The sequence below is a fragment of the Streptomyces sp. NPDC004561 genome (assembly GCF_053602155.1).
Genome location: NZ_JBSGDB010000324.1, coordinates 1 through 10,390, shown reverse-complemented (window position 1 = coordinate 10,390; position 10,390 = coordinate 1). Strand labels below are relative to the sequence as shown.

10 protein-coding genes and 1 pseudogene are annotated in these 10,390 nt (G+C 72.8%); 6 read left to right on the top strand and 5 right to left on the bottom strand.

The window, feature by feature from the left end:
* The first annotated feature begins 275 nt into the window (after window positions 1-275).
* Window positions 276-1,304, top strand: a complete 1,029-nt coding sequence (locus ACWEN3_RS32140; RefSeq protein ID WP_452977930.1) for a DUF6215 domain-containing protein — start codon at window positions 276-278, stop codon at window positions 1,302-1,304.
* 177 nt (window positions 1,305-1,481) lie between these two features.
* Here ACWEN3_RS32140 and ACWEN3_RS32135 read toward each other — a convergent pair whose 3' ends face one another.
* On the bottom strand, window positions 1,482-1,739 hold the full coding sequence (locus ACWEN3_RS32135; protein ID WP_452977927.1) for a hypothetical protein: 258 nt from the start codon (window positions 1,737-1,739) through the stop codon (window positions 1,482-1,484).
* On the opposite strand from ACWEN3_RS32135, the pseudogene ACWEN3_RS32130 reads away from it, so the two are divergent.
* Window positions 1,636-1,884 (top strand): annotated as a pseudogene (locus ACWEN3_RS32130) (class I SAM-dependent methyltransferase); the annotation flags it as partial. The gene ACWEN3_RS32135 and the pseudogene ACWEN3_RS32130 sit on opposite strands and share 104 nt — an antisense overlap.
* 381 nt (window positions 1,885-2,265) lie before the next feature.
* Here the strand turns inward: ACWEN3_RS32130 and ACWEN3_RS32125 are convergent.
* Window positions 2,266-2,805 (bottom strand): ATP-binding protein, encoded by a 540-nt coding sequence (locus ACWEN3_RS32125; RefSeq protein WP_452977924.1) that lies wholly within the window; start codon window positions 2,803-2,805, stop codon window positions 2,266-2,268.
* A 199-nt stretch (window positions 2,806-3,004) separates the two neighbouring features.
* Here ACWEN3_RS32125 and ACWEN3_RS32120 point away from each other — a divergent pair, with 199 nt between their 5' ends.
* Window positions 3,005-3,604, top strand: a complete 600-nt coding sequence (locus ACWEN3_RS32120; RefSeq protein ID WP_452977921.1) for a TetR/AcrR family transcriptional regulator — start codon at window positions 3,005-3,007, stop codon at window positions 3,602-3,604.
* A 302-nt stretch (window positions 3,605-3,906) separates the two neighbouring features.
* Here the strand turns inward: ACWEN3_RS32120 and ACWEN3_RS32115 are convergent, their stop codons facing one another.
* Window positions 3,907-4,818, bottom strand: coding sequence for an alpha/beta hydrolase fold domain-containing protein (locus ACWEN3_RS32115; RefSeq protein WP_452977919.1), 912 nt, complete (start codon window positions 4,816-4,818; stop codon window positions 3,907-3,909).
* A gap of 122 nt (window positions 4,819-4,940) precedes the next feature.
* Entirely contained in the window at window positions 4,941-5,675 is a 735-nt protein-coding gene (locus ACWEN3_RS32110) for an SDR family oxidoreductase (RefSeq protein ID WP_452977916.1), read from the bottom strand.
* 109 nt (window positions 5,676-5,784) lie between these two features.
* Between ACWEN3_RS32110 and ACWEN3_RS32105 the strand changes: the two genes are divergently transcribed.
* The 3 genes from ACWEN3_RS32105 to ACWEN3_RS32095 all read left to right on the top strand — a co-directional run bounded on the left by ACWEN3_RS32105 (window position 5,785) and on the right by ACWEN3_RS32095 (window position 9,460).
* Window positions 5,785-6,486, top strand: coding sequence for a TetR/AcrR family transcriptional regulator C-terminal ligand-binding domain-containing protein (locus tag ACWEN3_RS32105; RefSeq protein ID WP_452977913.1), 702 nt, complete (start codon window positions 5,785-5,787; stop codon window positions 6,484-6,486).
* Between the two features lie 674 nt (window positions 6,487-7,160).
* Window positions 7,161-8,360 (top strand): RNA-guided endonuclease InsQ/TnpB family protein, encoded by a 1,200-nt coding sequence (locus ACWEN3_RS32100; RefSeq protein WP_452977910.1) that lies wholly within the window; start codon window positions 7,161-7,163, stop codon window positions 8,358-8,360.
* 677 nt (window positions 8,361-9,037) lie between these two features.
* Window positions 9,038-9,460 carry a hypothetical protein gene (locus ACWEN3_RS32095; protein ID WP_452977907.1) on the top strand — a complete coding sequence of 141 codons (423 nt, stop codon included), beginning with the start codon at window positions 9,038-9,040 and terminating at the stop codon, window positions 9,458-9,460.
* Between the two features lie 234 nt (window positions 9,461-9,694).
* Here the strand turns inward: ACWEN3_RS32095 and ACWEN3_RS32090 are convergent, their stop codons facing one another.
* On the bottom strand, window positions 9,695-10,093 hold the full coding sequence (locus tag ACWEN3_RS32090; protein WP_452977904.1) for a hypothetical protein: 399 nt from the start codon (window positions 10,091-10,093) through the stop codon (window positions 9,695-9,697).
* Window positions 10,094-10,390 lie beyond the last annotated feature (297 nt).

The window sequence follows — 10,390 nt, the reverse complement described above, 5'->3', positions numbered from 1 at the left end:
GATCCGGTGGTCCGTGGGTCCGTCGCCGCGCAGCAGCCGGGCCGTGCAGCGGAAGAAGCGGCGGAGGGCGTGAAAGACATGGTCCCGCCTGCTTGAGCCGTGATGCCTCTGCCCCCATCATCGGTCACCCGCTCAAAGGAACCAGAGGGCACAGGCCCGACACCCGGATCCTGCAAGGCCCTGTTGGGGCCTTTGGCTTCGGCCGGGTCCTGCATGTTCCCGGAACTGTGGCCTCCGCCACGGCGAACATGATCGTGTCCTGGTGAGATCGCCGGATGCTCGGTTTCCTCCTGCGTCTGCTGCCCTTCTGGGTCCGCGAACCCCTGCTCATCGCCATCGGGTCCGTTCTCGGCGCACGCATCATGTATCTCGCCGTCCGCGATCACGACCGGGTCGCGGCCGCTCTCGGCGTGGTCTTCCTCGTGTTCACCGCGATACGCGTCTACGCGGTGCTCCGGGCCCTGCGCGCCCGCCGAAACCCGAGCCCGGCGGCCTCCGCAGACCGAGCAGCGGCCGATGCCGCCGCCCAGGCACACCACCAGCCCCAACCCCAGCCCCAGGTGCTGGCCGGAGCCGGTCCGCGTCCCGCCTCGGCCACTCCGGCGAAGGAGCCCAACGCGTGGGGGCAGGCCGTCGCGGCGGTGGCCGTGTTCGGAGCGCTCGCGGCCGCACTATGGGCGGCCCCGCACGTGCTGCCGTCCGACCGCAGTACGCCGCAGCCCGCCTCGTGCCCGGACGGGGAGCACGCGAAGCCGCCGAAGGCCTACAAGCAGACGCCCCGGGCCGTGACCGGTGACGAGCTGTGCAAGGCGCTCAACCGGCCCGATCTGGCCCAGCTCCTCGGAACGCCGGGGGAGATTGCGACCACGGCTTCCGGCACCAGCGACACCGCGCCCCTGACGGACGGAAAGGTCGCCCGGCCGGAGGCCGAGGTCGCGTTCGACACCTACACCGTGAATGTCTCGGCCACCTACAACGGGCTGTCGACCGCCCGGTACGTGAAGCTGATGAAGATCGGGGGCGAGAGAGACATCAAGACGCTCAGGGTTCTCGGCCGGCCCGCGGTCTTCTCCTCGGACCACACCATGAAGTTGAAGATCAGTCTCGGGAGCGGCGGAACAGGCGGACCGGTCGAACAGGGTCCCCTGGCCAGGACGCTGTCCGCGGCCCTCGACCGCAAGGACCGGGGCGGCTACTACGACATCACCGTGTGGAGCACCAGCGGAGCCCTCCCGGACGACAGCGTTCTCCTCGGCATCGCCGAGAAGGTCCTTCCGACGGTCCCCGAACGGACGGTCCGATAGGGCCCCGAAAACCTATTGGCCGCGAAAAGCACTGCAGCCCACGCCACGTGCCCCGAGCCCCACACCGAGGGGCGGTTTTCCGTCGGTGATGGCAGGTGCAGGCGAGGGCCTCTCGCGGAACTCTCGTAACCGGTCGTTGCGAGAGCGGTCGCACACTTCGAGGGGCCGGTCCACTTCTCATCGGTTCTGCTGGTCGGGTGTCGCCCGGATGCGGCTGGTGGGCTGTGATCGCTCGGTGGCGGCCCAGGTGGCCAGGAGCCGGATCTTGTCGTGGTCGGGGGTGTCCGGGGCGGCGCTGTAGGCGGTGAGGGTCAGGCCGGGCTGGGCCGCGGTGCGCTGGGTGCTCGAACCCGCCCCCGGCCCGCGGGTGCTCGACCTCGGCGCCGGAACCGGCAAGTTGACCGGCACGCTGGTCGCGCTGGGGGCCGAGGTCATCGCGGTCGAGCCCGATCCGGGGATGCTGGCCGAGCTGCGCCGCTCACTGCCGGATGTCCGTGCCCTGCCGGGCAGCGCCGAGGCGGTACCGCTGCCGGACGCTTGTGTCGATGCCGTGCTGGCCGGCAACGCCCTGCACTGGTTCGACATGGCCGTCGCGGGACCCGAGATCGCCAGGGTCCTCGCACCCGGCGGTGTTCTGGCCGGCGGGCCGTCACGAAACATCGGGGAGCGTCTCCCCGGCGTCCGGGGCTCGCTGCGCCGATACCGCGGCGCCGGCCTCGGCTGTGCGGCCGGACGCGACGCCTGCACCGAGGCCCCCACCGGCCCGCCCCGCCTCGTCGCGGTGACCGCGCAGTGCGACCGGCACAGGGGTGACGGCACACGGGGCGGCAAGGACCGGCGGAGCGGCTGCCCGGAGTACGAGCCGGCCCGCCGCCGTCACCTCACCAGGCGGACGGACACCGGGAACCGGCGGCCGCCGCCGGACGGCGGGGCGAGGGGCGCCGGCCGGTTGGGGTGGTCCTCACAGCCCGCTCCCCTCGGTGCGCAGCTCGAACCAGATGGTCTTGCCGGTGGCCGTCCGCGTGCTGGCCCAGGCGTCGGCGAGCATGTCGAGCAGTTCGGTGCCGCGGCCGCCCTCCGCGTCCGGGGCGGCGGTGTTGCGCACGGGGCTGGCGGGCTCGGTGTCCTCGACCTCGCACAGCAGGCGGGAGTGGCGCAGCCGCAGGTTGAGCCTGAGCGGGCCGCGCGTATGACGCAGGGCGTTGGTGACCAGCTCGCTGACCAGGAGCTCGGCGGTGTCGGCCAGGTCGCCCCGGGCCCACTCGCCGAGCTGCGCGGTCACCAGGTACCTGGCCCGGCGCGCCGAGGTCAGCTCCCGCGGCAGCGGCCAGGAGGCCTCCCAGGCGCTGGCGCGGCCGCGCGGCGCGTCCAGCGGGAGAAGCGGTGCCAGCATGCGGGACCACATGGCTCCCTGCCTGGCGACCCACGAGGAGATGCCGGCGGGGGAGGGCCGGGCCGCCCGGCGGGGGGCGAGGACGCGGCCGATGGCCTGGCTGGCCATGGAGATCAGTCCCTTCTGAGCCGGCGGCGGACGGTCCGCCCCGGCGAACGGGCCGGGGCGATGCGCCGGGCCCGTACATGTAGCACCTGCTACATTCAAATATAGACGTAATGGACGCTACGGTAAAGACCTCACCAAAACTCCCGAAGGAGACAGTCCGGAAGGCGCGGCCGTCCCCTCCCGCGCGTCAGGAGCCCGCATGCCCCGCCCGCCCGATCCGGCCAAGCGGCGCGCCCTGCTCGAGGGGGTCCGCGAGTACGTGATGCGCAACGGCCTCGCGGACCTGTCCCTGCGCCCGCTCGCCCAGGCCCTGGGCACCAGCGACCGCATGCTCCTGTACTACTTCGGCACCAAGGAGCGGATGGTCGCCGAGGCCCTCGGCATCTTCGAGCGCCGGCCCATCCTGCGCGCCCGCCGCCTGCTGCAGACCTCGGGCTCGCCCGCGGACCCCGCCGGCCTGCGCCGTTTCATGGAGGAGGTGTGGCGCCACTACGGCGACCCCGAGGTGCGCGCCGCGCTCCCTCTCTACCTCGAGGTCATGAGCGCCAGCGTGCTCCACCCCGACCGCTACGGGCCCGTCATGCGCGACATCCTCACCGAGTGGACGGACCTGCTCACGTCCCTCTTCCGCGGCCTCGGCATGGCAGAGGACCGCGCCCGCACCCAGGCCACCCTCCTGACCGGCGCCGTCTTCGGCCTCCTGGTCGCCCCCCTGGCGGACGGCCTCTGGGAACGCGCCGACACGGCCTTCCACGCCCTCCTCGACAGCCTGGAACCCGGCTGGCACACCACGGCGTAATCACGACGGCGTCATCACCACGGCGCAATCACGCCCGGCAGGGCGCCGCGCGCCGAAGGCAGGCCCACCGCAGGTCGGCCCTCGCCCCGCGCCTGGCCCCGGCGGCATCGCCGACGAGCCTCGACGGACGCGACCACGCCACCCCTTCACGGGCCCCAGTGCACGACGGAGGCGAGGGCGCTCTGCGCGTACGCGCGCGCAGGACGGCCGCACGCGTTTTGCCGCCGTCCCGTTCCCCGGGCCGGCCCCGGAGCCCTGCCCTCTCGTCGCGGACCGGTCCGCCGGGTGTCCTGGGGCCGCGGTCAGTCCTGGGGTGCGGGCAGGTGGGTGCGGAGGAACGCGCCGGTCCGGGCGAGTGCGCTCTCGCCCTCGTCGAGGAGGGCGGCGAAGCCCTGGAAGACGTGGGGGACACCCGGCGTGACGTCGAGGGTGACGGCGACGTCCGCGGCGGCCGCGCGGGTGGCGAGACGGGTCGCGTCGTCCAGGAGGATCTCGTGGGAGCCCGCCTGTACGAGCAGGGGCGGAAGGCCCGTCAGGTCCGCGAACAGGGGGCTGATCGGTCCGTGCGCGACGTCGCGGGTGCCCGCGTAGTCCGCGGCCCGGCGCCGCAGCGCGCCGGGTGTGAGCGCGGGGTCGGCGGCGGCCTTGGCGGTCGTGCTGGCTCCGGAGAGGGTCAGGTCGACCCAGGGGGAGAGGAGGGCCGCGGCGGCCGGGAGGGGCAGGTCCGCGTCCCGCAGTGCGACCAGGGCGGCGAGGGCGAGTCCGCCGCCCGCGGACTCCCCGGCCAGTGCGATGCCGGCGGCCGGGACACCGGCGTCCAGGAGGCCCCGGTACGCGGCGACGGCGTCCTGCAGGGCGGCGGGGTGCGGGTGCTCGGGCGCGAGCCGGTAGTCGACGGTGAGCAGCTGGCTGCGCGCGTGGCGGGCGATGTCGGAGGCGAGGCCCACGGACGAGACGGCCGAGCCCAGGGCGTAGGCCCCGCCGTGGAAGTAGAGGATCACTCCGGCCGTTTGCTCGCCGGGCCGGCGGGCGATGTCGACGGCGATGGCCGGCACGCCGCCGAGCGTGTGCGTCGTCGTGGTGACGTCGCCGGCCGGCGGACGGGAGGTCAGCATCCGCTCGAACAGTTCTCGTTGCTCGGTGAGGTCGCCGCCGAGGTCGAGCGGTCCGTCGCGGAGGAGGGCGTCGAGGGCGGTGCGCTGCTGCGCGCTCAAGGTGGGGTCTCCTGTTCTGCCTGGTTCTTCGGTGTTCTTCTGCCGGGGCGGGGCCGTGCTGCTGTTCGCGCCTGCCGTGGTCGTGCGCCCCGGTGCGCTCCTGGTCCGGCGCGTCGTCCCCGTCAGGCGAGGGCGCCGTTGGCGAAGAGGACCTGGCCGTTGACCCACCGGCCGGGCCCGGCGAGGAACGCGACGGTCTCGGCGATGTCGTCCGGCGTGCCGAGGCGCTCCTGCGGGGACTGGGCGGCGAGGCGGTCGATGGTCTGTTGGTCCTTGCCCGCCAGGAACAGGGGCGTGGCGGTGGGGCCGGGGGCGACGGCGTTGACGGTGACGTCGCGGCCGCGCATCTCGCGGGCCAGGACGAGCGTCAGGGCCTCGACCGCGCCCTTGCCGGCCGCGTAGGGCCCGTAGCCGGGGAAGGCCAGGCGCGTCACCGAGGTGGAGAACGTGACGACGGCTCCGCCCGCGCGGACGCGGCGGGCGGCCTGCTGGGCCACCACGAAGGTGCCGCGGACGTTGGTCCGCATCATGCGGTCCAGCGCGTCGAGATCGAAGTCGGCGACGGGGCCGAGGGTCATCACGCCCGCGGTGTGGACGAGGACGTCGATCCCGCCGAACGCGGCCTCCACCGCGTCGAACGCGGCGGCCATGGCCTGTTCGTCGGCCACGTCGCCGCCGACCGCGAGGGCCCGGCCCCCCGCGGCTTCGACGGTGGCGACGAGGTCGTCGGCCGCGGCCCTGTTGCCGGCGTAGTGCACGCCCACGGCCATGCCGTCGGCGGCCAGGCGCAGGACGACGGCGCGGCCTATGCCGCCGGAGGCCCCGGTGACGAGCGCGACCCGCGTGGTGTCGGACATGGTGCTGCCTCCTCGGGCATTAATGAACGGTGAGTTCATATAATCATGTTGTGGACGCGCCGTCCATATGCCAGGTTGGGCACACGACAGCCGACAGGGAGGTGGGCGGATGCCTGCGGAGGCGGAGCAGGAGACGGCCGGGCGGATCCGGCGCGGACGAGGACGCCGCCCGGCGGCAGCGGTACGCGCCGACGCACTGGAGGCAGCCGGCGCGTTGCTGCTCGAGGCCGGCATGGGCGCGTTCACCATCGAGGCGGTCGCCGCGAAGGCCGGGATCAGCAAGACGACCATCTACAAGTGGTGGCCCTCCAAGGGAGCGCTCGCCCTCGACGGCTACTTCCACGCCGTCGAGCAGGCCCTCTCCTTCCCCGACAGCGGCGACATCGAAGCCGACCTGGGGGCCCAGCTGCGCGCGTTCGTCCACGTCGTCACGCGCACCCCCGCCGGCCGGGTGATCGCCGAACTCATCGGCCAGGCACAGACCGACCCCGACCTGGCCGCCGTCCTGCTCACCCAGTACTCCGGCCCCCGGCGCGCACTCGCCGTGGAGGCGATGCGCCGGGCCCAGGAGCGAGGCCAACTGCGCGCGGAGGCCGACCCCGAGGTACTGGTGGACCAGCTCTGGGGCGCCTGCTACCACCGGCTGCTGCTGTCCGACCTGCCGGTCACCGAGGAGTTCACAGCGAACCTGATCACCAACCTCCTGCACGGCGTGGCAGCCCGCCGGCCGCCCGGGCAGACCGGCGCAAGGACGGCGCACCCGCCTGCGGCGGCCGACGGGCAGGCGGCCGAGGCGGCCGATCCTGCGTGAAGGCCCCGCGCCCCCGGGGACGCCCCCTCGGCAGCCGTAGGGCGTCATCGGATGCCGGTTCACCGGCCCGTGCGGCGCACCGGCATGCACACGGCTGCGGGCGCTCGAACGCGAGGCGCCCGGCCTCCCCGCGACGGGTTCACCACCGAGCACGGTGCGGTCGGGAAGCCGGATGCCGGATGCCGGCGGCGGAGACAACGGGGAAGCCCGCATCGAGGCCGGTGCCCGTGCGGGAGCGGAGCGTGATCCGCTCCGCCGTCCACGGACGGCAGGGGCCCGCCGGCCGTCGTTCTCCAGCCTCTGAGACATGGTGGTGGGCGTCGTCGGCTCGCCTTGCAGATGGATGGGACCGTGTTCGTCGCCGGCGAAGACGACGGCGGGCCATGGCGGCAGCTGTGAGGGTGTGCGCATGAAGACGACACCGGACGGACGACCTCTCCCGCCCCGGCATGCCGACGCACATCGGCGCATCGCCGTGGTCGGGAGCGGCCCCGGAGGCCTTACCTTCGCCCGCGTCCTGCACCGCCATCCGTTGATCTTGCGTGGGTATCCCCGGCTTCAGCCGGGGAGGGGAACGCATCCTCGAACCGTCAGGCGCGCAGCGCCGGAGTCCGCTGCACTGTCAGTGGCCTGCACTATGTTGACGACCCCAAGGGCCGAGGGGGGTGGACTGGGTGATCCGTGCGTACAAGTTCCTGATGCGGCCCACGGTGGGCCAGGCGGGTGCGCTCGCCGGGATGCTGCGTGATCACTGCTCGCTGTACAACGCCGCGTTGCAGGAACGTCGCGACGCCTGGCGGCACGCCTCGAAGACGACTGTGCGATACGGCCGGCAGTCCGCCCAGCTCAAGGACATCCGCGCCTTCGATGCGGAGTGTCAGGGCCGCTGGTCGTTCTCCTCCCAGCAGGCCACGCTGCGCCGTCTGGACAGGGCGTTCGCCGCGTTCTTCCGCCGCGTGAAAGCCGGGGAGGCGCCGGGGTATCCGCGTTTTAGGTCGGGCAGGCGGTTCGACACGGTGGAGTTCCCGAAGGACGGCGACGGGTGCCGCTGGGACTCGACCCCGCACGATCCCGTCACCCGCGTGCGCTTGCAGGGCGTCGGACACGTCAAGGTGCACCGGCACCGGGTTGTGGTCGGCAAGGTCAAGACGATCTCGGTCAAGCGCGAAGGCAGGCGCTGGTACGTCATCCTCACCGCCGAGCAGGCCCAGCCCGAGCCGCTGCCCCAGGCCGGCAGCGTGGTCGGCATCGACATGGGCATAGCCAACTTCCTCGCCACCTCCGACGGCGCGTTCGTGCCCAACCCCCGCCACGGCGCGAAGGCGGCCGCAAAGCTGCAGGCCGCGCAGCAGGCCCTCGCCCGGTGCACGCGCGGTTCGAAGCGCCGCCGCAAGGCCGTGGAGAGGGTTGCCCGGCTGCACCGCAAGGTCCGCCACCGGCGCCTGGACCACGCCCACAAGACCGCGCTCGACCTCGTGCGTGGGCACGACGTCATCGCGCACGAAGACCTCAAGATCCGCAACATGAGCAAGGCCCCCGCCCCCAGGCCGGACCCCGATCAGCCGGGCCGTTTCCTGCCCAACGGGGCCGGCGCCAAGGCCGGGCTCAACCGCTCGATCGCCGATGCCGGGTGGGGGGTGTTCCTGACCATCCTCACCGCCAAGGCAGCGTGTGCCGGACGGGAAGTGATGGCCGTGGATCCCCGCAACACCTCCCGGCGGTGTCCCGCGTGCGGGCACACCGCCAAGGAGAACCGGCCCACACAGGAGAAGTTCCACTGCGTCTCGTGCGGCCACACCGCGCACGCCGACACCGTGGGCGCCGTCAACGTTCTACGGGCCGGGCTGGCCCGCCGCGAAGCCCAACCGGCCTAGCGAGAAGCCCCCTAAGTATGAGGGGGAGGAGTCACCTGATGCCCCCCTCGGACGGACGGCACGGCTACGGCTGGTCTGGAACGCCTGGTGAGCGCCCTCTTCGACCAAGTCCAGCCATCCTGACTGCCGGCTGCGAGAGCACCGGCGGCAGCTCGCCACGGCTGACCGCAGATCCGCGTCCCGGGCCGGCAGGAAGTGCAGCAGCATCAGCACGGAGTACGCGTACGACCGCATCGCCTTCGCGTCCTTGCAATCCCGTGCTGGCAACCGGAACCACGACGTCACCGGCTCGACCGGGCCCATCACCTCATCCGGCGGAACCGGCGTCCCCCGCAGGCGGCAGACGCCGCTCGAACAGGGACCTGACCGGCCTTCCAGGCCTCCACTGGCCGACGACGCGCTACGCCCTCCGCGCGCACCGCGATCTGCCGCACTTCAGCGCCGCGCGCTCCCGGACCGGGCAGGTCAGCGGGCTGCCGCCCCCCGAAGCGATATGGCGGCCGATGGCGGGATTGGACGTGGGCGGTGGGATTTGTCGTGGATCTGTAACGGCGCCGGGTGGGGCGCAACGGGCACCAGGGACTGCCCATCTGAATGATCAGTGAAGGCGCAACCGGGCGCCGTCGCGAAGAGGGGGCGGGTCTCACATGATGGGGAGATCCGCAGGAGGGAAGTCCATGACCAGGACGAAGAAGACCCGGACGAAGGCGCGGGGCGGCCGCGTGGCCGTGATCGGCGCGCTGGGACTGGCCGCGGTGACTCTGGCCGCCGTGCCGGCGTTCGCCAAGGGCGATGTGTACATCAGGGCGCCCCACACGGCGCACACCGGCAAGACCATCACGGTCACGGCGCACGGCGACGACGACATCGCCGGCTACCTGCATCAGCTGTGCGTGGAGGAGCGCAGCGGCAAGCAGCCGTGGCACCGGGAGGCCTGCGGCGCCGTGGCCAAGGGCGACGCGCGGGTCACCGCGCACGGCAAGGCCGCGCACCGCGGCGACCTGAAATTCCGTGCGGTGCTGTACGGCCTGACCAGCAGGCACGACCACCACCCCGTGCGCCTGCACACCTCTGACGTGGTGACGGTGCACGTCCGCTGATCCAGCAGCCCGGCCGCGGGCAGCCGGCACGACCACTGCCCGCGGCCGAACGGTTCCGCGCCCGTGCTGCGATGTCGCCCACCCGCACGGCCGGGCGGCCAGAGCACCGCTTCGGACCGGCACGATCCTCATCCTGATCGAGGGGACCGTGCGATCTCGGGCGCAGCCCGCAGCCGCCCGACCGCCGGCACCCCGCACATGCCCCCCAGCGCGAGGTGCCGGCCTCCGCACCCATCAGCCCTGCGTTCCGCCCTGCGTGTTGCCGTAGCCCCAGCCCTGCGTACCGCCCTGCGTGTTGCCGTACCCGGAGCCCTGGGTTGCGCCCTGGGTGTTGCCGTAGCCCCAGCCCTGCGTACCGCCCTGGGTGTTGTTGCTGGGCCACCATGTGCCGCCGTACGGCCAGCCGCTCTGGTAGTGGTGCCAGTAGTACGGGTGGCCCCAGTAGTGGTGGCAGTGCTGCCACTGCCACCACTGCCAGTCGTTCGGGTAGGGCTTGCCGGTCGCGGGCGCCACTACGTGGGCCTTCGCCATGGGCGCGGCCTCGGCGCCGGCCACGCCTACGGTCCCGGCGGCCAGTAGGACGATGCAGGAGACACCGGCGATCCGGGCCATGTGACGTTGGGCGTTGCGCATGAGGAAACCTCGCATTTCGGTTCTGGCGGAGAGACTTATGCGATTCATTCCAGCCCCGCCGGCCGCTGCGGTGTGTCCCCCGGTCGGAGGAGCGGCAGGCTGACGTGCCGGGCGACGAAGAGCCGGGGTGATGCGAAGCGCCGGGGCCGCGCGGCGAAGCACATCGGCTCGGATTGACCGGATGTCTTGAGCGCAAGCCCCGTCCTTTAGGGCGGGGTTGGCTCATCCTCGTGCCGGAGCCGCGAAGCGGCGGAGTTCGCTGCGTTGTCAGTGGCCCGCGCTAGCGTGATCACATCA

Bases quoted from the DNA above. Each gene is read 5' to 3' on its own strand.
- ACWEN3_RS32140 (WP_452977930.1), top strand. From the start codon at position 276: ATGCTCGGTTTCCTCCTGCGTCTGCTGCCCTTCTGGGTCCGCGAACCC.
- ACWEN3_RS32135 (WP_452977927.1), bottom strand. From the start codon at position 1,739: ATGACCTCGGCCCCCAGCGCGACCAGCGTGCCGGTCAACTTGCCGGTT.
- ACWEN3_RS32125 (WP_452977924.1), bottom strand. From the start codon at position 2,805: ATGGCCAGCCAGGCCATCGGCCGCGTCCTCGCCCCCCGCCGGGCGGCC.
- ACWEN3_RS32120 (WP_452977921.1), top strand. From the start codon at position 3,005: ATGCCCCGCCCGCCCGATCCGGCCAAGCGGCGCGCCCTGCTCGAGGGG.
- ACWEN3_RS32110 (WP_452977916.1), bottom strand. From the start codon at position 5,675: ATGTCCGACACCACGCGGGTCGCGCTCGTCACCGGGGCCTCCGGCGGC.
- ACWEN3_RS32105 (WP_452977913.1), top strand. From the start codon at position 5,785: ATGCCTGCGGAGGCGGAGCAGGAGACGGCCGGGCGGATCCGGCGCGGA.
- ACWEN3_RS32095 (WP_452977907.1), top strand. From the start codon at position 9,038: ATGACCAGGACGAAGAAGACCCGGACGAAGGCGCGGGGCGGCCGCGTG.
- ACWEN3_RS32090 (WP_452977904.1), bottom strand. From the start codon at position 10,093: ATGCGCAACGCCCAACGTCACATGGCCCGGATCGCCGGTGTCTCCTGC.